This is a genomic window from Saccharopolyspora phatthalungensis (assembly GCF_014203395.1).
In the GTDB taxonomy this organism is placed as follows: Bacteria; Actinomycetota; Actinomycetes; order Mycobacteriales; family Pseudonocardiaceae; genus Saccharopolyspora; species Saccharopolyspora phatthalungensis.
On sequence record NZ_JACHIW010000001.1, the window covers coordinates 3,860,380 to 3,883,670 of the forward strand.

Annotated in this window: 1 protein-coding gene (running past one end of the window); it reads left to right on the forward strand. The window is 66.2% G+C overall.

Annotated features, from left to right (window positions below; all coding sequences use genetic code 11):
* Positions 1 to 23,283, forward strand: the 3' portion of a protein-coding gene (locus BJ970_RS17880; RefSeq protein WP_446689099.1) for a DUF8616 domain-containing protein. The gene continues 17,643 nt to the left of window position 1, outside the view; only the last 23,283 of its 40,926 coding nucleotides appear in the window; its start codon lies beyond the left edge, outside the window; it ends in the stop codon at positions 23,281 to 23,283.
* The last annotated feature ends 8 nt before the right edge of the window (positions 23,284 to 23,291 follow it).

The window sequence follows — 23,291 nt, forward strand, 5'->3', positions numbered from 1 at the left end:
CGGCCGTTGCTCATTTCCTTCCTGGGCAGTGACCACGCGGATGTTGCGGACCAGCTTCGGTCGTACGGAGTTTCCCGGCTGTTGTCGGAACTGGGATATCGCGGCATCCAACAGCCGATCGTCGTCCTCGCGAGCAGGACGGGCGATTACTTCATCGCCCCAGGCAGGAGAAGGACAATACGCCCAGAAAAACTGGGCTTCAGACTGGCGCACGACCTGAAATACCTTGAGGCGACCCGAGGGGACTGGCGGCGTCCGGTCGTGATCGTCCCAGTAGTGGGCCCGCACGAGCTCGATGAGGCGATGGACCTCACCGCTTTCACGGCAAAACTGCTGGGCACCCCCGACGCCGACCGGCCCGTCTACCTCTCGGCAGCCAACATCCCGGCAGACAGGCTCGCCATGCCGGGAGAAGGGCCTGTCGTGGTGCCCGGCCTGAGATTGTTGACGCCCGAACGAATGCAACTTCCCCTGCCGCAGGAGGAATTGGCGGCCCAGACCTTGTGGGTCGGCATTCCCCCAGGGGGGACGGACAATGCCGTAGGTTTCCCGGTGGAGCCGGATGACGAGGAAGCCTGGGTGGCATGGGGCTCGTCGGACGATGACGGCAACGGGGCCATGCTGCTACAAGCGGTAGGTGAGTTCGATCCGGATCCGGCCTTCGTTCTTGTGCGAATGCGGGACGAAGAAATCGTAGTGCGCGAGCAAGATGGCGAGGTTGAGTCACCGGAACCTGTTGCGCTGGGCGTCCGCATTCAGCAGCGTTGCCTGGATTTCCAGTTTGTAGATGGAATTGTGCTTGGGCGGACGGTGGTGATCGTGCCGATGTCGGAGGACGGTACGTCACTGCCGGATTGGTATGCCAGAGCACTCGCCGAAGGCTTGCGGCGAGTTGGTGGGCCGCCGCAACCCGTGTTCGTCTACGACGGCTACCACGACGTGATTCTCGACTCCGATGACGTGTTGGACCGGCTGCGAAGCGTGACGCCGGAGTTGTACTGGCGGCGGGCAGGTGAGGTCCGTGACGTGGAGGAGCCTAGGGATGTCGTTCCGCGTTATGAGCGGGATTTGCCGCCGAGGTATGAGAGTGCTGGGGAGGTGGCGTCTGCGGTCGCGTTGGTTGACCGGCAGCGTGCGATGGCGTTGTCCGATCGGCCCGTCCGGCCTGGTGAGGTTGCGGAGTCCGAGGTGGCGACGCTGTTTCAGCGGTGGTATGGGGAGTTTCGGGAGGCTGAGCGTGCGTTGAGTGTGCTTCCGGCTGGTTGGGTGGCGGATTTGCAGGCGCGGGCGAGGGCGGTGTTGGGCAGTGTGTGGGAGCGTCCGAGGCAGGGTGATTCGTCTTCGGCGATGGCGGTGCAGGGCTTGTGGGACCGGATGGCGGAGCGGGTCGCCTTCCGGTTGTTTGTCGGGGCGGAGACGGGTGCGTGGGCGGATGCCGCGGCGATGGTGGCAACCGTTCCGTCCTTGCCTGTCGTGCTGGCCTTCCGGGGGTCGGATGAGTCCGTTGTCTATCCAGAGTGGACCAGATCACCGGGGTTCGCGGAAGTTTCCCCAGATCTGGGGAAGTTGTTGGTGCTGGGCAGTAACCGGGTGACGGTGCGTGCTGAGTCGGTGGCTGAGGCGCTGCGGTCGGGTGTGGATGTGCTAGCGCGGATGGAAACCCAGGATGGTCCACAGTGGATGTTGTGGCGGTCGGACGGTAGTGGGCCGCTGCCGGTGGAGCCGTCGGCGGCGGTGGCGCGGTTGGCCAGTCCGCAGCCGCTGATGTTCTTCGGCCCCGGTGATGGTGCGGTGGCGGTTGAGGCGCTGGCGTTGGCCTCGGACCTGCCGGATGTGCAGGTCGTGGGCGTGCACGTGACGTCGCACGGGCGTGCGCGGTGGCCGGACGGACAGGCCGGGCCGGAGGAATCCGCCGAGCGGGTGTGGCGAGACCGGCGCTACGTCACGGGGTTGCCGGTGGCGCTGTTCGGCTGCGGTGCCGGACGGCAACCGGGGTCGGGTGAGCCGTCGTTCGCGCAGCGGTTCGCGACAAGGCTGCGGGCGCATGTGTGGATGACGGATGCAAGTGGCGTGTGGCAGACCCGTGATGGTGCGGTGCACGCCACGGAGTCGGTGGTCTCCGGTGATGGGCGGATGCTGCCGGTGTTCGTTGACGGCGAGGGGACCGGCCGGTGGTCGTTGCTGGGTCCTGATGGGCGGGAGTTGTCCTCGGGTGGTCCGGAGTTGCGGGCGGCGTTGTCCGGTGCGGTTGCGCCGCGCTATGCGGAGCACGCGAGCCCGGAGCCGGTGATCAGGTGGGCAGACGATGCTGCCGCTGAGGGTGGTGTGAGACGGCCGGTCGATGAACTGTTGCGGGAATGGTGGGTCGCGGGTGAGCACGAGGATGGCGGGCCGGCCGCTAGGCGGAGGCTGGCCGACGAGGATGTGTTGAGGCTGGCGGATGCGGTGGAGTTGCGTTATCGGGAGGGGGTGAGTCAGCGGCCGGGTACGCGTAGCTGGGAGCGGTTGCGGGGCAGGCTCGTTCATGTTCTTCGGTTGACCGAGGGGTTGGGTGGGCGACCGGTTCTCGCGGAGGCGCTGGATGTCCGGTTCGTGGCGGACTGGATTCGGGATGTCGGCCGGATGCAGGGGCCAACGGTGACCGCTGCGGACGTGCACAGCTTGATACACGACGTGACTGAGAGCACCGCGAATACTCGCCCGCATGAAGTGCGTTATTTGACCGGTGTTCTGAAGCGGGTTGAACAGGCACTGGAACAGCGGGGTGAGCAGCGACGAGCGACGGTGGCGGAGGCGCGGGCGCAATGGCGGCGGCAGGCCACGCGGGCTGTGACGCTGCGGATGGGCGGACAGGCCGAGAACACCGTGGTGTACCCGGTCAGCATGGAGTCATCGCAGTGGTGGCGAATTTTCCACGGCGGCCGGGTGGAGCTGGATCGAGTGCGGCGGGAGATGGGGATCGCCGGTGGCCGGGAGCCGGTCGTCATCGTGGTGGAGGCGAGGCGACGGACGGCCGGTGCGGAGAAGTCGTTCCTGATCAGTGATGAGATTCGCGGCACGACCGCGTACCTGGATACACCGCGGGAGCTTGGTCAGCGGGTGGCCGATACCGAGCAGTATCGGCGGGTTGCCGGTAACAACCAGGACGGCCCGGTCGTCTTGGTCGTCCTCGGTGGCAACGCCGGACTTGGGGCCCATCTGAGTCCTGACGACCTCACTCAGGGGTTCGCCGAGGGGCTTGGTGCGGGCGGGGACGGTGCCCGGCAGGTGCTTCTGGCGGAGGGCTATATCTCGCATGACCCTTCGGGGTTCGGGTTGGTCGCCGTGGGGCCACGCACCGCTGGCCGGCAGGATGCGGGGCTCGTGCTCCCGTCGGGCGTGCGGCCGAGTGTGCTGGTGCTGCGGGTCGGCTCCGCAGAGGAGAACACGCTTGCCTATCCCATTGACGCCGAGAACAGGAGCGAACTCTTAGCCGGTTCGGTGCGGTGGGAGGTGGGTCCTGGCGCGCCGATCTCCGTGCTGGTATGGGCAGCCCCGGGAGGCAGGTTCACTGTCGCCGACGGGGATACGTGGGAAACGCGGGAGGTAAGCCCCCGTGAGTTCGCTCGTCAGGTCGTCGAGGATGCGCGATCCCACGGGATTGCCGGGGCGGACGATGAGCGCGCATTCGTTGTCTACGCATATTTCAGCACGCGAGAAGAAGCGCTGCGAGAGCGGGCCCGGCAGGAGCTGGCCGAGGGTCTCCGCGAGGCGGGACATCGCGGGCCGGTTCTGGTGACCACCTGGAAACGCGCGACGGATCCCCCCAACCCCACTCGCGTGGTCCCGTGGTCGCCGCGATTGCGGCTGGCGATACCGGCGGACTCGGGCGTGATCGACGCGGTCGCATATCCGCGAAACAGCGATGAGGAGGCCGTCTGGCGACGATGGGCAGAGTCGGGGCCTGACCTGCGCTGGCTGCTGGACGAGGTGCGTGATGACTCGCCTGTCCTCGTTCTCGCGCACCGGGAGCCTAATGAACGCTTCGCCTACGTTGAGCCCGCAACCCGGCACTCCGCGCGCCTGACCGTCGGGGCATTCGGCCGAGAAGTGGCTGGAGCGTTGGGCGAGCTAGCGGCCCCGAATCCCGGCAGGACCGTCCTCGTGATCGCTGTGCAGCCGGATCACTGGGCTGCTATGGGAGAACAGGAGGCCCAGGAGCTCGCGAGCGGAGTACGTCGGCATGGCCATGACGGGCCGGTTCATGTTGTCAGTGTTGTGCAACGCGAAGAAGGCGAGAGCATCCGGTTTGAAAAACAGGATCTCATTCTCGCCGGCGGACGTCCGCGTGCCACTGCACTGTCGGTGCGGGAGCTGACCTCTAACCAGCAGTATCGTTTGCTGGCGGCCGGTGGAACCTCGGCGGATGTGGACTGGTGGAGCCGGTGGTCGTCGGGTGGTCTCCAGTTGGAGAATGCGCATGGGCGCGAGTTGATGCCGACGACCGTCGTGCTCGCCCGGTTGTGGGGAGACGAGTTCGTCACACCGGCGGGCACCGTATCGGCTTTCGAATTGGGTCGCCAGGTAGCGGGCAGCGTGCCGTACCGGACCACGGTCTCTCGGCCTCCGGAGGTTCCGGTGCTGTTGGCGACAGTGGGAGCCGAGACCGGGCTCAGCGAGAAAGCCGCGCGCGAGTTTGCCAGTGGCGTGTGGATCAACGATCCGGACCGCGCCGTTCTGGTCACGGAACGGGATTTCCGGTTGCGGCGCAGCGCGAACGGCGTGGCCGTTCTCGGCCTCGATATTTATCCCCCGAGGTTCGTGCCACCGCAGTCCTGGTCTCCGCTGGCCGAGCGGGTTCAACCCGCGGACGACAACGTCGGTCCAGTCGTTACGTATCTGTCCTTTCCAGAACCGGTGCCGTGGCTTACCGTGGAAACGGGCTGGATTGCTTCGGAGTACCGATACGCCGAATCGGGGCCACCACTGCTGGACAAGGGCTGGATTTCTTCCGAGACCGGCCACCGGAGGCCATTCGTTGTGGTGGCCAGGTCAATGCGCGGACGCTTTCACCTGGTTGATCCGATGGTTGGCGAGACGCGAGTTCTCGGGCCTTCGGAATTTGGTACGAGGGTGGTCAGTAACCCGGAATTCCGCCAGTTCGCCGGCGGCGATCAGGCTCGTCCGGTTGTGGTGATGTTCGATCAGTGGCCGTCTGGTTTGACCGAGCGGGACGCACGGTCGTTGGCGAAGGGATTGCGCAGCGACGGTGTCCAGCGGCCGGTTTTCCTGTCGATGGGCGAGTTCGCCGAGCGCGAGGCCGGATGGCGGTCGCACGCCCTGGTTGAGGCGCCGTCCGCGCAGTCGGCGCTGCTCGCGCATCCGGCGAGTGCTGCCGGCGCGCAGCGGCCGCTGGTCATTTCCTTTGCCGACAATCCCGCCCACAGGGATGTGCTTGACCAGATTCGTTCGTTCGGGATTTCCCGGCTGGTTTCGGAGCTGGGTTATCGCGGCCCCCAACAGCCGATCGTCGTCCTTGCGAGCAGAGGTTTCAATGGTTTCATCTCCCCCGGCGGGGAAAGGGAACTGTCCCCTGGCGAGTTTGGCGAGCTTCTGGCGGGAGACCCGCAATACCTTGAGGCAACCCGAGGAGACTGGCGGCGGCCGGTGGTGATCATCGTAGTAGCAGGGCCGTTCGACTCCCCTGCGCCGCAGGACCTCACGCGCTTCACGTCACGACTGCTGGGCACCCCCGACGCTGACCGGCCCGTCTACATCTCGGCAGACAACATTTTGGAAGACAGCCTCGCCATGCTGACCGGCGGGAGCGTTGCGGCGCCCGGCCTGAGACTGCTGACGCCCGACCGGATGCAGCCTCCCCCAATGCAGGAGCGTTTGCAGTCCGGCACCTTGCGTGTTGGCGAGGACCCGGCGCTCAACGCCGTGGGTTTCCCGTTGGAGCCGCAAGACATGGCGGCCTGGGCAAGATGGGGCTCGTTGGATTTCCACGGGCACGGGCCCATGCTGCGGCGCGCGGTGGGTGAGTTCGATCCGGACCCGCTGTTCGTCTTCGTGAAAGTGTCCGGCGGCAGCATTGAAGTAGTGCGCCTCCGGGATGACGAGTCTGATGTCGAGTCTGAGCATGAGCATGAGCGTGAGTCACCGGATCCTGTCGAGCTGGGCATGCACATTCAGCACTCCCCGCATTTCCAGGATCTTGAGTACCCGTCTTCCGATTTCGCGGATGCCGGACAGCTCGGGCGAACCGTGATAATCGTGCCGGAGTCGGAGGATGAAGCGCCGCTTCCGGACTGGTATGCCAGGGCGCTTGCCGAAGGGTTGCGTCGAGTTGGTGGGCCGCCGCGCCCCGTGTACGTCTACGACGGTTACCAGGACGAGGCCGTCGATACCGATGACGTGCTGGATCGGTTGCGGAGTGTGACGCCGGAGTTGCACTGGCGGCGGGCCGGGGCGGTTCGTGATCCGGAGGATCCTCGCGAGCTTGTGCCGCGCTATGAGCGGGATTTGCCCCCGGGTTATGCGAGTGCCGGGGAGGTGGCGTCGGCGGTCGCGGCGGTCGACAGGCAGCGTGCGGTGGCCCTGTCCGGTGCTGCCCGCCCGGCTCGGCCCGCTGAGGTGGCGCAAACCGAGATCGTGAGTGTGTACCGGCGGTGGAGCGGCGGGTTCCAGGAGTCCGAGCGGGTGCTGAGCACCCTTCCGGCTGATTGGGTGGCGGATCTGCAGGCGCGGGCCAGGACGATCCTCGGAAGTCTGTGGGAACGCCCGAGGCTGGGTGATACGCCATCGGCGATGGCTATGCAGGGCTTGTGGGACCAGATGGCGCAGCGGGTCGCTTTCCGGTTGTCCCGTGGTGGGCTGGAGACGGGTGCGTGGGCGGAGGCTGCGGTGCTGGCGGCGAGTGTTCCGGCTTTGCCTGTGGTGTTGGCGGTGCGGGGGTCGGATGAATCGGTGACGTATGCGGAGTGGACGAGGTCGCCGGGGTTCGCGGCAGGTTCCCCGGATAGGGGGCGGTTGCTGGTCCTGGGCCATGACCGCATGACGATGAGTCGTGATTGGGTTGTCTGGACGCTGCGGTTGGGTGTGGATGTGCTGGCGCGGGCGGAAATCCAAAATGATCCACAGTGGATTTTGTTCCGCTCGGGCGGGCGTGGGCCGTTGCTGGTGGCGCCACCGGCGGCAGTGGCGCGGTTGGCGAGTCCGGCGCCGTTGATGTTCTTTGGTCCCGATGAGAGTGGGCCGGCGGTTGAGGCGGTGGCGTTGGCTGCGGATGTGCCGGGTGTGCAGGTGGTGGGTCTGCACGTGACGCCGCAGGGGGCTGCGCGGTGGCCGGATCGGGAGGTGGGGCCGGAGGAGTCTGCGGACCGGGTGTGGCGCGACAGACGCTTCGTGGTGGGGATACCGGTGGCGTTGTTCGGATGTGGTGCGGGGCGGCAACCGGGGTCGGGTGAGGTGTCGTTCGCGCAGCGGTTCGCGACGAGGCTGCGGGTGCACGTGTGGACGGCTGGTGCCGGCGATGTGTGGCAGACCCGTGATGGGGCGGTGCATGCCACGGAGTCGGTGGTGTCGGGTGATGGGCGGATGCTGCCGGTGTTCGTTGACGGTGTGGGTACTGGTCGGTGGTCGTTGCTGGGTCCTGATGGGCGGGAGTTGCTCTCGCGTGGTCCGGAGTTGCGGGCGGCGCTGACCGGTGCGGTTGCGCCGCGCTATGCGGAGGGAGAGGGTCCAGAACCGTTGATCAGGTGGGCGGACGACGGCGATGCCGCGCCCACCGCGGTGGATGAGGGTGGGTGGTTCGATGAGCTGCTGAGCGAGTGGTGGGCCCAGCCCAGGGACGAGGATGGGTGGTTCGATGAGCTGCTGAGCGAGTGGTGGGACGAGGATGGGGAGTTATCCGTTATTCGGGGGCTGGCTTATGCGGATGTGCGAGTCTTGGCCTCCGCGATTGCACTGCGTTACCGAGGTGAGCCGGGTATGCGCCGTGGGGAGTGGTTGCGGGGCAGGCTTGTTCAGGTTCTCCGGCTGACCGAGGAGTTGGGTGGGCGACCGGACGTCGCGGAGGCGTTGGATGTCCGGTTTGTGGCGGACTGGATTCGGGATGTCGGTCGGATGCAGGGGCCTACGGTGTCCGCTGCGGATGTGCACAGTCTGGTGCAGGAGCTGACTGACGCCCCGCAGAACGTTCGTCTCCGTGAAGTGCGTTTCTTGGCGGGTGTGCTGAACCGGGTGGAGCAGGATTTGAAACAGGGGGGCGAACTGCGGCGGGCGACGGTGGCGGAGGTGCGGTTGCAGTGGCGGCGGCGGGCTACGCGGGCTGTGACGTTGCGGATGGGGGGCCAGGCCGAGAACACCGTGGTGTACTCGGTCGACGAGGCGTCGTCGCGGTGGTGGAAGTTTTTCCACGGTGGCCGGGTGGATCTGGGCCGGGTGCGGCGGGAAATGGGGATTGCCGGTGATCGGGATCCGGTCGTGGTTGTGGTGGAGGCGCGGCGGCGGACGTCTGGCGCGGAGAAGTCGTTCTTGATCGGTGATGCGGTTCGCGGTACGACCGAACACCTCGACACGCCTTGGGAACTGGGGCGGCGGGTGGCCGACACCGAGCAGTACCGGCGGGTCGCCGAGACCAACGCGGATGGCCCGGTCATCTTGGTTGTCCTGGGCGGCAACGCCGGACTCGGAGCGCACCTGAGCCGCGACGAGCTCATTCAGCGATTCGCGGCGGGACTCGGTGCGGCTGGAGGCGGTGTCCGGCAGGTCCTTCTGGCGGAAGGGTACATTTCGCACAATCCTTCCGGATTCGGGTTGGTCGCCGTGGGGTCACGGGCTGGTGGCCGGCAGGGGGCGGGGCTGCTGCTGCCCTCGGGCCTGCGAGCGAGCGTGCTGGCGGTGCCGGAGGGCGGTGCCACGCCGGAGAGCACGATCGCTTATCCCATTGACGCCACTGAATTGGGCCGATATCAGGAGTTGGTCGACTCCCGTTCGCCGGTGCCGGGGGAGCCGGGGGTTGGCCCTGATTCGCCGATCGTCGTGTTGGTATCGACTGCCTCGTCCAGCAGGTTCCTCGTCGCCGACGGGGACACCTGGGAAACGCAGGAGGTGACCCCGCGCGAGTTAGCCCGCCGGGTGATCGAGGATGCGCGATCCCACGGGATCATCGGGCATGACCGCGAAGTTAACGTCCATTGTGGGCGAAGGCTGACCGACCAGGCCCGGCAGGAACTGGGCGAGGGCTTCCGCGACGCTGGGCATCGCGGGCCGGTTTACGTGGTCCTACTGGATCAGCGAGACAACGCCATCTTCTATCCTGCGGCCCCGTGGTCGCCCCGATTGAGGCTGGCGATACCGTCGGGTTCAGGCGTGATCGACGCGATCGCATATTCGCGCAACATTGACGATGTGGCCATTTGGAGGCAGTGGGCGGAGTCGGGACCCGATCTTGACGGGCTGCTGGCAGAGGTAGATGGTGAATCACCGATCCTCGTCCTGGCGCGCTCGGCGGAAGAAACCTTCGACTACGTTGTGCCCGGAACCCGGGCCACCAGGCATCTGAGTGCCGGAACATTCGGTCAGATCGTGGCCGGAGCCTTGACCGAGACAAGGGCCTATGATCCCGGCAGAACCGTCGTCGTGCTTGCTGTGCAGCCGGAGGACGGGATCGCCCTGAGCGAGTCGGCACGTCGGCAACTCGCCAGCGGAGTAGGCCGACATGGCCACGACGGACCGGTTTACGTTGCTGACATCGTGGAAGTCAGCGACGGCGACCTTCTCCATTTTGAGATTCGGGATATGAGTCTCGCCGGAGGTCGTCCGCGCGCCGCCGAACTGGCGGTGCAGGAGCTTACCTCGACCCAGCAGCATCGTTTGCTGGCGGCCGGTGGAACTTCGGCGGATGTGGACTGGTGGTACCACTGGTCGTCGGGCGGTCTCCGGGTGGACGATGCGCACCGGCTCGGGTTGATGCCGACGACCATTGTGCTCGCCCGGTTGTGGGGCGATGAGTTCGTCACTCCGTCGGGCATTTTGTCGGCCTTCGAATTCGGTGGCCAGCTTGCGCTTAGCGCGCCTTATCAGTACTCGATCGCTACGGATTCCGACGCGCCTGTCGTGTTGGTGACGGTGGGAGCCGAGACTGGGCTCAGCGAGCAGGCCGCGCATGAGTTCGCCCGTGGGGTGCACTACAACGATCCGGACCGTGCGATCCTCGTCACGGACCAAGATTTCAGATTGCAACGCGATGTGCACGGCGCGGCCGTGCTCCACCTCGACGCAGATCCTCCGAGGTTCGTGCCACCGCAGAACTGGTTCCCAGTGGCGTTTGACGTCCAAGACGTGGACGACAACGGTGCGCCAGTGCTGGTGTTTCCGTCCCGTCTAGGGCAGATGGGACAGCAGACCCTGGACATGGACTGGTTTGCTTCGGAGACCGGTCACCGGTCCCCGGTCGTGGTGGGGGCATGGTCGGCGAACGGTCGTTTTCAGGTGATCGATCCGTCGTCTGATGAGGCGAGGCTTCTTGGGCCTTTGGATTTCGGTGCGAGTGTGGTGAGGAATCCGTGGTTCCAGCAGCTTGTCGGTGACGATCCGGCTCGTCCGGTCGTGGTGGTGTGCGGCACGTGGCCGTCTGGTTTGAGCGAGCGGGATGCGCGGTCGTTGGCGGAGGGGTTGCGTGGCGACGGGGTCCAGCGGCCTGTTTTTCTGTCGGTGGGTGAGTTCGAGGAGCGCGAGGCCGGGTGGCGGTCGTATGCGCTGGTTGAGGCGCCGTCGGTGCAGTCGGCGCAGCTGAGGCATCCGGCGGGTGCCGTCGATGCGCAGCGGCCGTCGTTGATCTCGTTTGTGGGCAGTGACCACGCGGATGTTGCGGGCCAGGTTCGTTCATTCGGGGTTTCCCGGCTGTTGCGGGAGCTGGGGTATCGCGGACCGCAACAGCCGATCGTCGTCCTCGCGAGCAGGGCGGGCGACGTTTTCATCGCCCCAGGCGGGGAAGGCGAAATGTCCCCTGAACGGTTGGGTTTCGTGCTGGCGCGAAACCCGGATTATCTTGCGGCGATCCGGGGGGACTGGCGGCGGCCGGTCGTGATCGTCCCGGTAGCCGGGCCGCATTCTTCCTTTGCGATGCATGACCTCACCGCGTTCACGTTAGAACTGCTGGGTAACCGCGACGCTGACCGGCCCGTTTACATCTCAAGACACAGCCTTCGGGCAGACAGGCTGGCCACGCCCGAAGAGGGGCGGGTCATCACGCCTGGGCTGCGACTGTTGACGCCCGAACGACTGCAACCTCCCACGCCGCAGGATGAATTGGCATCCCAGCCCTCCTGGGTCGGGGTTGGCCGGGGGTCGAAGGAAAACTGCGTCCGTTTCCCGGTCGAGCAGGAAGACGGGGACGCCTGGGACCGTTGGGGCGCGTTGGATTACGCCGGGTACGGCCCCATGCTGCTACGAGCGGTAAGCGAGTTCGACCCGGATCCGCTGTTCGTTCTCGTGCGAGTGCGCAACGATGAAATAGTGGTGCGCAACAAAAACGGTTCGGTCGAATCACCCGAACCCGTTGACCTGGGCATGCTCATCCAGCGTTCTTCGGATTTCGACCTCGTGAGCGAGGGGCAGCTTGGGCGGACGACGGTGATCGTGCCGATGGCGGAGGACGGTACGTCACTGCCGGATTGGTATGCCAGAGCACTCGCCGAGGGCTTGCGCAGGGTTGGTGGCCCCCCGCGACCCGTGTTCGTCTACGACGGCTACCACAACGAGGCTGCCGACACCGATGCAGTGCTGGACCGGTTGCGGAACGTGACGCCGGAGTTGCACTGGCGACGCGCCGGGGAGGTCCGTGATCTGGAGGAGCCTCGGGAACTCGTTCCGCGCTATGAACGGGATTTGCCGCCGAGGTATGAGAGCGCTGGGGAGGTGGCGTCTGCGGTCGCGTTGGTTGACCGGCAGCGTGCGATGGCGTTGTCCGATCGGCCCGTCCGGCCTGGTGAGGTTGCGGAGTCCGAGGTGGCGACGCTGTTTCAGCGGTGGTATGGGGAGTTTCGGGAGGCTGAGCGTGCGTTGAGTGTGCTTCCGGCTGGTTGGGTGGCGGATTTGCAGGCGCGGGCGAGGGCGGTGTTGGGCAGTGTGTGGGAGCGTCCGAGGCAGGGTGATTCGTCGTCGGCGATGGCGGTGCAGGGCTTGTGGGATCGGATGGCGGAGCGGGTTGCCTTCCGGTTGTTTGTCGGGGCGGAGACGGGTGCGTGGGCGGATGCCGCGGCGATGGTGGCGAGTGTGCCGTCTCTGCCTGTTGTGCTGAGGGTGCGGGGGTCGGACGAGTCGGTGGCCTATCCGGTGTGGACGAGGTCGCCGGGGTTCGCGGAGACGTCGGCGGACCGGGATGGGGTGTTGCTGGTATTGGGCAGTGACCGCGTGGTGGTGCCTGGTGAATCGGTGACTGATGTGCTGCGGTCGGGTGTGGATGTGCTGGCCCGGGTGGAAACCCAGGATGGTCCACAATGGATGTTGTGGCGGTCGGACAGGGATGTGCCGTTGCCGGTGGAGCCGCCGGCGGCGGTGGCGCGGTTTGTGCGTGCGGAGCCGTTGATGTTCTTCGGTCCCGGTGATGGTGGGGTGGCGGTGGAGGCGGTGGTGTTGGCCTCGGAGGTGCCGGATGTGCAGGTGGTGGGTCTGCATGTGACGCCCGAGGGGGGTGCGCGGTGGCCGGATGGGGAGGTGGGTCCGGAGGAGTCGGCGGAGCGGGTGTGGCGGGATAGGCGTCTGGTGGCCGGGTTGCCGGTGGCGTTGTTCGGCTGTGGTGTCGGGCGGCGTTCGGGGCCGGGGCAGGCGTCGTTCGCGCAGCGGTTCGCGGCGAGGTTGCAGAGGTTGCCGGTGGCGTTGTTCGGATGCGGTGCCCGGCGGCGTTCGGAGTCGGGTGGGGCGTCGTTCGCGCAGCGGTTTGCGGTGGGGTTGGGGGCGTATGTGTGGACGGCGGGTGCCGGCGATGTGTGGCAGACCCGTGATGGGGCGGTGCATGCCACGGAGTCGGTGGTGGCTGGTGATGGTCGGATGCGGCCGGTGTTCGTCGACGGTCGGGGGACCGGCCGGTGGTCGTTGTTGGGGCCCGATGGGCAGGAGTTGTTCTCGGGTGGTCCGGAGTTGCGGGCGGCGCTGGTCGGTGCGCCCTCGCCGCGCTATGCGGAGGGAGCGGGTCCGGAGCCGTTGATCAGGTGGGCGGACGACGGCGATGCCGCGCCCACCGCTGTGGACGAGGGTGGGTCGGTCGATGAGCTGCTGAGCGAGTGGTGGGCCGAGGCCGAGGCCGAGGATGGTGAGTTATCCGTTATTCGGGGGCTGGCTTATGCGGATGTGCGAGTCTTGGCCTCCGCGGTTGCACTGCGTTACCGGGGTGGAACGGATGAGCCGGGTATGCGCCGTGGGGAGTGGTTGCGGGGCAGGCTTGTTCAGGTTCTCCGGCTGACCGAGGAGTTGGGTGGGCGACCGGACCTCGAGGAGGCGCTGGATGTCCGGTTTGTGGCGGACTGGATTCGGGATGTCGGCCGGATGCAAGGCCCCACTGTTTCCGCTGCGGATGTGCACGCTCTCGTCCAGGAGCTTACTGCCGCACCGCAGAACGTTCGTCTCCGTGAAGTGCGTTTCTTGGCGGGTGTGCTGAACCGGGTGGAGCAGGATTTGAAACAGGGGGGCGAGCTGCGGCGGGCGACGGTGGCGGAGGTGCGGTTGCAGTGGCGGCGGCGGGCTACGCGGGCTGTGACGTTGCGGATGGGCGGTCGGGCCGAGAACACCGTGGTGTACCCGGTGGACGGAGCGTCGTCGCGGTGGTGGCGGGATTTTCATGGTGGCCGGGTGGATTTGAATCAGGTGCGGCGGGAGATGGGGATCGCGGATGATCGGGATCCGGTCGTGGTTGTGGTGGAGGCGCGGCGGCGGACGTCTGGCGCGGAGAAGTCGTTCTTGATCGGTGATGCGGTTCGCGGTACGACCGAACACCTCGACACGCCTTGGGAACTGGGGCGGCGGGTGGCCGACACCGAGCAGTACCGGCGGGTCGCCGAGACCAACGCGGACGGCCCGGTCATCTTGGTTGTCCTGGGCGGCAACGCCGGACTCGGAGCGCACCTGAGCCGCGACGAGCTCATTCAGCGATTCGCGGCGGGACTCGGTGCGGCTGGAGGCGGTGTCCGGCAGGTCCTTCTGGCGGAAGGCTATATCTCGCGCGATCCTTCCGGATTCGGGTTGGTCGCCGTGGGGTCACGGGCTGGTGGTCGGCAGGGTGCGGGGCTGCTGCTGCCCTCGGGCCTGCGAGCGAGCGTGCTGGCCCTGCGCGCGGGTGGTTCCACACGAGCGAACATGATCGCCTATCCCACTAGCGCCAGAAATGTGGGCGAATACCAAGAGTTGGCCGAATCCGATTTGCCGGTGCCTGGGGGGTCGGAGAACACCGAGCCGCCGATCATCGTGATGGTATCGCGTGCCTCGTCCAGCAGGTTCATCGTCGCGGACGAGCAGACGTGGGAAAGACAAGAGCTGACCCCACGCCAGTTCGCGCGCCGGGTGGTTGAGGATGCGCGATCTCATGGCGTCGCCGGGCACGACGATGACCGCGACATCCGTGTCCATTGTGGTCAATCGATGCCGGCGTGGGCCCAGCAGGAACTGGGCGAGGGCTTCCGCGACGCGGGACATCGCGGGCGGGTTTACATGGTCCTATGGGATGATCAGAGCGAGATCGCCATCTTCTATCCTGTGGCCCCGTGGTCGCCCCGGTCGCGGCTGGCGATACCGTCGGGTTCCGGCGTGGTAGACGCGATCGCTTACTCGCGCAACGATGATGAGGAGGCTGCCTGGAGGCGGTGGGCGGAGTCGGGTCCTGACCTGGACTGGCTGCTGGCAGAGGTGCGAGACGAATCGCCGATCCTCGTGCTGGTGCGCCGGGAGTCAGAAACCTTCGACTACGTCGTTCCCGGAACCCGGGCCACCAGGCACCTGAGCGCCGGTGCGTTCGGTCGGGTCCTGGCTGGAGAATTGCCCGAGACAGGGGTCTCGGATCCCGGCAGAACCGTCGTGGTGCTTGCCGTGCAGCCGGAGGACGAAATTGACCTGGGCGAGCCGGCACTTCGGCAACTCGCGAGCGGAGTGGCCCGACGTGGCCACGACGGACTCGTTTACGTTGCGACCGTTGTGGAATCCAGTGGCGACGGCGACGATGTCGGTTTTGAGATTCGGGATATCGTTCTCGCCGGAGGTCGTCCGCGCGCCGCGGAACTGGCGGTGCAGGAGCTGACCTCTACGCAGCAGCATCGTTTGTTGGCGGCCGGTGGAACCTCGGCGGATGTGGACTGGTGGAACCAGTGGTCGTCGGGCGGTCTCTGGGTGTGGATGAGCGGAGCGGAACGGCTCGGGTCGAGTCCGACGACCCTGGTGATCGCTCGGTTGTGGGGCGATGAGTTCGTCACGCCGTCGGGCACTTTGGCACCGTTCGACTTCGGCCGCCAGCTGGTGCTCAGCGCGCCTTATCAAGACTTGGTCGCTGCGGGTTCCGACGCGCCTGTCGTGTTGGTGACGGTGGGAGCCGAGACTGGGCTCAGCGAGCAGGCCGCGCATGAGTTCGCCCGTGGGGTGCACTACAACGATCCGGACCGTGCGATCCTCGTCACGGATCGGGACTTCAGATTGCAACGCGATGTGCACGGCGCGGCCGTGCTCCACCTCGACGCAGATCCTCCGAGGTTCGTGCCACCGCGCAATTGGTTCCCGGTGGCGTTCGAGATCCAAGCCGCGAACGACGGTGGGTCGGCGCTGGTGTTTCCGTCCCGTCTAGGGCAGATGGGACAGCAGACCCTGGATGCGGACTGGTTTGCTTCGGAGACCGGTCACCGGTCCCCGGTCGTGGTGGGGGCATGGTCGGCGAACGGTCGTTTTCAGGTGATCGATCCGTCGTCTGATGAGGCGAGGCTTCTTGGGCCTTTGGATTTCGGTGCGAGTGTGGTGAGGAATCCGTGGTTCCAGCAGCTTGTCGGTGACGATCCGGCTCGTCCGGTCGTGGTGGTGTGCGGCACGTGGCCGTCTGGTTTGAGCGAGCGGGATGCGCGGTCGTTGGCGGAGGGGTTGCGTGGCGACGGGGTCCAGCGGCCTGTTTTTCTGTCGGTGGGTGAGTTCGAGGAGCGCGAGGCCGGGTGGCGGTCGCATGCGCTGGTTGAGGCGCCGTCGGTGCAGTCGGCGCAGCTGAGGCATCCGGCGGGTGCCGTCGATGCGCAGCGGCCGTCGTTGATCTCGTTTGTGGGCAGTGACCACGCGGATGTTGCGGGCCAGGTTCGTTCATTCGGGGTTTCCCGGCTGTTGCGGGAGCTGGGGTATCGCGGACCGCAACAGCCGATCGTCGTCCTCGCGAGCAGGGCGGGCGACGTTTTCATCGCCCCAGGCGGGGAAGGCGAATTGTCCCCTGAACGGTTGGGTTTCGTGCTGGCGCGAAACCCGGATTATCTTGCGGCGATCCGGGGGGACTGGCGGCGGCCGGTGGTGATCGTCCCAGTAGCGGGGCCGCACTCCCCTCTTTCGACGGATGACCTCACCGCCTTCACGGCAGAACTGCTGGGCACCCCCGACGCTGACCGGCCCGTTTACATCTCAAGAGAAAACCTTCGGGCAGACAGGCTGGCCACGCCGGAAGAGGGGCGGGTCATCACGTCTGGGCTGCGACTGTTGACGCCCGAACGACTGCAACCTCCCACGCGGCAGGATGAATTGGCATCCCAGCCCTCCTGGGTCGGGGTTGGCCGGGGGTCGAAGGAAAACTGCGTGTGTTTTCCGATCGAGCCGGGCGACGAGGGCGCCTGGGAAAATTGGGGCTCGTTGGACTATGACGGGTACGGACCCATGCTGCTACGAGCGGTAAATGAGTTCGACCCGGATCCGCTGTTCATTCTTGTGCGAGTGCGTAACGAAAAAATAGTAGTGCGCAACAAAAACGGTACGGTTGAGTCACCCGAGCCCGTTGACCTGGGCATGCTCATCCAGCATTCCCCGGATTTCGAGCTCGTGGGTGATGGGCAGCTTTCGCGGACGGTGGTGATCGTGCCGACGTCGGAGGATGGTACGTCACTTCCCGACTGGTATGCCAGAGCACTCGCCGAGGGGTTGCGTCGAGTTGGTGGGCCGCCACGACCGGTGTTCGTCTATGACGGCTACGGCTACGAGGCTGCCCACACCGATGCGGTGCTGGACCGGTTGCGGAATGCGACGCCGGAGTTGCACTGGCGGCGGGCCGGTGAGGTCCGCGAAGTGGAGGAGCCTCGGGAACTCGTTCCGCGCTATGAACGGGATTTGCCGCCGAGGTATGAAAACGCTGGGGAGGTCGCGTCCGCGGTCGCGTCGGTCGGCAGGCAGCGTGAGATGGCGCTGTCCGATGGTGGCCGGTCCGTCCGGCCCGTTGAGGTCACGGAGGCCGAGGTCGCGATCCTGTATCAGCGGTGGTACGGGGAGTTCCGGGAGGCTGAGCGCGCGTTGAGTGTGCTGCCGGCTGACTGGGTGGCGGATTTGCAGGCGCGGGCGAGGGCGGTGTTGGGCAGTGTGTGGGAGCGTCCGAGACAGGGTGATTCGTCGTCGGCGATGGCGGTCCAGGATTTGTGGGACCGGATGGCGCAGCGGGTCGCCTTCCGGCTGTATACCGGGGCGGAAACGGGTGCCTGGGCGGATGCCGCGGCGATGGTGTCAACCGTTCCGTCCTTGCCTGTCGTGCTGGCCGTCCGGGGGTCGGATGAGTCGGTGGCCTATCCGGTGTGGACAAGGTCGCCGGGGTTCGCGGAGGTGTCGGCGAACCGGGACGGAGTGCTGCTGGTATTGGGCAGTGACCGCGTGATCGTGCCCGGTGAGTCGGTGGCTGATGCGCTGCACTCGGGCGTGGACGTTTTGGCGCGGATGGACACCGTCGCTGGTCCACAGTGGATGTTGTGGCGATCGGACAGGGATGTGCCGTTGCCGGTCGAGCCGCCGGCGGCGGTGGCGCGGTTTGTGCGTGCGGAGCCGTTGATGTTCTTCGGTCCCGGTGATGGTGGGGTGGCGGTGGAGGCGGTGGTGTTGGCCTCGGAGGTGCCGGATGTGCAGGTGGTGGGTCTGCATGTGACGCCCGAGGGGGGTGCGCGGTGGCCGGATGGGGAGGTGGGTCCGGAGGAGTCGGCGGAGCGGGTGTGGCGGGATAGGCGTCTGGTGGCCGGGTTGCCGGTGGCGTTGTTCGGCTGTGGTGTCGGGCGGCGACCGGGGCCGGGGCAGGCGTCGTTCGCGCAGCGGTTCGCGGCGAGGTTGCAGAGGTTGCCGGTGGCGTTGTTCGGCTGCGGTGCCCGGCGGCGTTCGGAATCGGGTGGGGCGTCGTTCGCGCAGCGGTTTGCGGTGGGGTTGGGGGCGTATGTGTGGACGGCGGGTGCCGGCGATGTGTGGCAGACCCGTGATGGTGCGGTGCATGCCACGGAGTCGGTGGTGGCTGGTGATGGTCGGATGCGGCCGGTGTTCGTCGACGGTCGGGGGACTGGCCGGTGGTCGTTGTTGGGGCCCGATGGGCAGGAGTTGTCCTCGGGTGGTCCGGAGTTGCGGGCGGCGCTGGTCGGTGCGCCCTCGCCGCGCTATGCGGAGGGAGCGGGCCCGCAGCCGTTGATCAGGTGGGCCGACGACGGCGATGCCGCGCCCACCGCAGCGGATGAGACTGGGTCGGTCGATGAGCTGTTGAGTGCGTGGTGGGACGCGGGTGGGCAGGAAGATGGTGGATTGCCTGCTGGGCGGAGGCTGGCCGATGAGGATGTGTGGCGGGTCGCTGATGCGGTGGAGTTGCGTTATCGGCGTGGGGTGGGGCATCGGCCGGGTACGCGTAGTTGGGAGCGGTTGCGGGGCAGGCTTGTTCATGTTCTTGAGTTGACCGAGGGCTTGGGTGGACAACCGACCGTCGCTGATGTGCGGGATGTTCGGTTGGTGGCGGACTGGATCCGGGATATCGGTCAGATGCAGGGGCCGACGGTGACCGCTGCGGACGTGCATCGCGTCGTGCAGGAGGTGACCGAGACCGCCACGAATGTTCGCCCGCGCGAGGTGCGTTTTTTGGCTGATGTGCTTCAGCGGGTTGAGCAAAGTCTGCAACGGGGACTTGAACACCGGGCGACCGTGGGCGAGCTGCGGGTGCAGTGGCGGCGTGAGGCCACGTTGGCATTGACTGTGCGGATGGGCGGACAAGCCGAGAACACCGTGGTGTACCCGGTCGACGAGGTTTCGTCACGGTGGTGGCAAGATTTCGACGGCAGCCGGGCCAAGCTCGATCGAGTGCGCCACGAGATGGGCATCAACGACGACCGGGAGCCGATCATCGTCGTGGTCCAGGCCAGACGGCGGACCCCGACCGGTGCGGAAAAGTCGTTCCTGATCAGTGATGCGGTTCGCGGCACGACCGCGCACCTGGAGACACCGAGAGAGCTCGGTCAGCGGGTGGCCGGCACCGAACAGTATCTCCGGGTCGCCGCGGCCAACCAGGACGGCCCGGTCGTCTTGGTAGTCATGGGTGGCAACGCCGGACTCGGGGTGCACTTGAGCCGCGAAGCCCTCACGCGGCGATTCGCCGAGGGACTTACCGAGGGTGGGGACGGTGCCCGCCACGTCCTGCTGGCCGACGGCTACATCTCGCACGATCCTTCCGCGCTCGGGTTGGTAGCCGTGGAAGCACAAGCTGGTCAGCCGCACGACAGCGGGCTCGTGCTGAGCTCCGGCGTGCGTGCGAGCGTGTTGGCGCTGCAGCTGGATTCCGAGCGGGAGAACGCGATCGCCTATCCCCTCGGCGACGGGAACATGGACGAGCTCCAGCAGCTGTCCGGCTCGGATCTTAGCCTGGAAGCGGTGCGGCGGGCCGTTGTCGGTGATTCGCCGATCTTCGTCTTGGTATGGATCTCACCGCGCGGCGAGTTCACCGTTGCCGGTGGGGACACGTGGGAAAGGCAGAACCTGACTCCACGCCAGTTCGCTCGTCGGGTGGTCGAGGACACCCGATCCCACGGGATCACCGGCCACGACGACGATCACCGCTCATTCGTTGTCTGCACGTACTTCGAGGAATATGAACAACCGTTGCCGGAGCAGGCCCTGGTGGAACTGGCCGATGGCTTCAGCGAGATGGGGTATCGCTGGCCGATTTTTGTGACCATGTTGGACGGTGAAGTAAACGGCCCCACCTTCGACAACAGCGGCGAACCGTTCGTGAATCAAATTTTCCACCGCATGGTCCCGTGGTCGCCGCGATTGCGGCTGGCGATACCGGCGCGTTCAAGCGTGATCAACATGATCGCATACCCGCGCAACGGTGATGAGGAGGCCAAGTGGCGGCGGTCGGTTGAGTCGGAGGCCGACCTGGAGATACTGCTGGCCCAGGTGCGTGACGAATTGCCGATCGTCGTGTTGGCGTGCTGGCAACATGATGAAACCTTCGCCTGCGTTGATCCCCGAACCCGGGACGTCGAGCACCTGAGTGCCGGAGCATTCGGCCGGGAAGTGGCCGGAGCCTTACGCGAAATAGCGGACCCGGATCCCAGCAAGCCCGTCGTCGTGTTTGCAGTGCAGCAGAATGACGATGTCGTCGTGGGGGCAAACGACCGCCAGGAGCTCGCGAGCGGAGTACGCCGATATGGTCACGAAGGACCGGTTTACGTTGCTACCGTTGTGGAATACATTGAGGGCTACGATATCCGGCTCGGAGTTCAGGAGGTCACTCTTGCCGGCGGACGTCCGCGCGCCGCTGAACTGTCGGTGACTGAGCTGACCTCTAATCCGTCGTATCGTTTGCTGGCCGCCGGTGGGACATCGGCGGACGTGGAGTGGTGGGGGCAGTGGTCGTCGAATCGTTTCCGGGTGACCGGTGCGCCGCGGTTCGGGCTGCATTCGACCACGGTTGTGCTCGCGCGGTTGTGGGGTGATGAGTTCGTCACGCCGTCGGGCACGGTGTCAGCCTTCGAATTCGGCCGCCAGCTGGCGCGCAGCGCGACTTACGAGTCCTTGGCCTCGCAGTCAAATGCTCCTGTGCTGTTGGCGACCGTGGGAGCCGAGACGGGGCTCAGCGAGCGTGCCGCGCATGAGTTCGCCCGTGGCGTGCGGAGCAACGACGTGGATCGCGTGGTCCTGGTCACGGACCGGGATTTCCGGTTGCGACGCGATGCGGGAGATCTGGCCGCTCTCCACTTCGACACAGATCCTCCGAGGTTCGTGCCGCCGCCGGACTGGTCGCCGGTGGCTGGTTTGAGCCGGCCCGCCGACGACGACTTCGGGCCGGTGGTGTCGTATTCACCCCACCCGGGGGAGGTGCGACTGCGAGACTTGGACAGGGACTTGATTGTTTCGGAGGTTGGCCACCGGAAGCCCTTAGTTGTGGTGGCGCCGTCGGGGCACGGACGGTTCCACGTGCTTGATCGGACCGGGGAGACCAGGGTTCTCGGGCCTTCGGACTTCGGTACGAGCGTGGTCCGAGGTGCGCAGTTCCAAGAGTTCGTCGGTGACGATCCGCTCCGCCCGGTTGTGGTGTTGTTTGAACGGTGGCCATCCGGCTTGACCGAGCGGGACGCGCGGTCGTTGGCGGAGGGATTGCGCAGCGACGGGGTCCAGCGGCCGGTGTTCCTGTCGATGGGCGAATTCAACGCACATTTTGACGGCGGGTGGCGGGTGCACGCGCTGATCGAGGCTCCGTCGGCGCAGTCGGCGTTGCTCACCCATCCCGCCAGTGCTGTCGAGGTGCGGCAGCCGACGCTCATCTCCTGTCTTCCCAGGGGGCATGAGAATGTTGCTGGAAAGCTTCGTTCGTACGGGCTTTCCCGGTTGTTGTCGGAGTTGGGGTATCGCGATCCCCAGCCGCCGATTATCGTCCTCGCGTTCAGGGAGTTCGATGAGTTCGTTTCCCCAAGCTTCGACGGGAAAATACACCCTGCGGTTTTCGGTTCTTTGCTGGCGTGGAACCCGGACTACCTTGAGGCGACCCGAGGGGACTGGCGGCGGCCCGTCGTGATCGTCGCAATAGGGTCGCTGCACACCGTCGAACCGATGCCGAATCTCGCCCCGTTCACCTCGCAGCTGCTGGGCACATCCGATGCTGACCGGCCCGTCTACATCACAGAAGACAACATTCCGCCACGCAGACTCGCCTCGCCGGACGGCAGGAGCGTCGTGTCGGGCGGCGGCCTGAAGCTGTTGACGCCCGACCGAATGCAGCCTTCTCCTCCGCACCAGCATTTGACGGCCCGTAACTTGCGGGTAGGCGTGGACGCGGAGTCGGTGCAAAACGCCGTGTGTTTCCCGGTGCATCCGGGGGAGACGGAACTATGGGAGGCATGGGGTTCGCTGGACTACGACGGGCACGGGCCCATGCTGCGGCGCGCGGTGGCCGAGTTTGATCCGGATCCGCTGTTCGTTTGTGTGCGGGTGTCGGGCGGCCAGATCGAAATAATCCGCAACGGGTCTATTGAGCCTGCGTCACCGGATCCTGTTGAGCTGGGCATGCTGATCCAGGGTTCCGCGATGTTCCAACTCGCGGATGGTCCGCACCCCGGGCTGAGTTCCCAACTCGCGGATGCTGGGCAGCTCGGGCGAACGGTGGTCATCGTCCCGAGGTCGGAGAATGATGACGCGCCGCTTCCGGACTGGTACGTCAGAGCACTCGCCGAAGGCTTGCGCCGAGTTGGTGGACCGCCGAGGCCCGTGTTCGTCTACGACGGCGGCTATGAGATCAATGCCGACGACGTCGAGGACGTATTCGACCGGCTGCGAAGCGTGACGCCGGAGTTGCACTGGCGGCGGGGTGAGGACACCCGTCTTTCGGAGGAGTCCCGGGAATTCGTCCCGCGCTACGAGCGGGATTCACCGCCGGGATATGAGAGCGCTGGGGAGGTCGCATCCGCGATCGCGGCGATCGACAGACAGCGCGCGGCGGCCCTGTACGGGGACGCCCGGCCTGCCCGGCCCGCTGAGGTCACGGAAACCGAGATCGCGACCGTCTACCGACGGTGGCGCGAGGATTTCCAGGAAGCCGAGCGCGCGCTGAGCACACTTTCGGCTAACCGGGTGGCGGATTTGCAGGCGCGAGCCAGGATGATCCTGCAAAGCTTGTGGGAACGCCCGAGGCAGGGCGACACATCCTCGGCGATGGCCATGCAGAACTTGTGGGACCGAATGGCGCAACGCGTCGCGTTCCGCCTGTACGAGGACGGCCAATCGGAAACGGCGGCGTGGGCGAACGCCGCGGCAATGGTGGCAACCGTTCCGTCCCTAGGCCCAACAGAAAGATGACGGTGTGA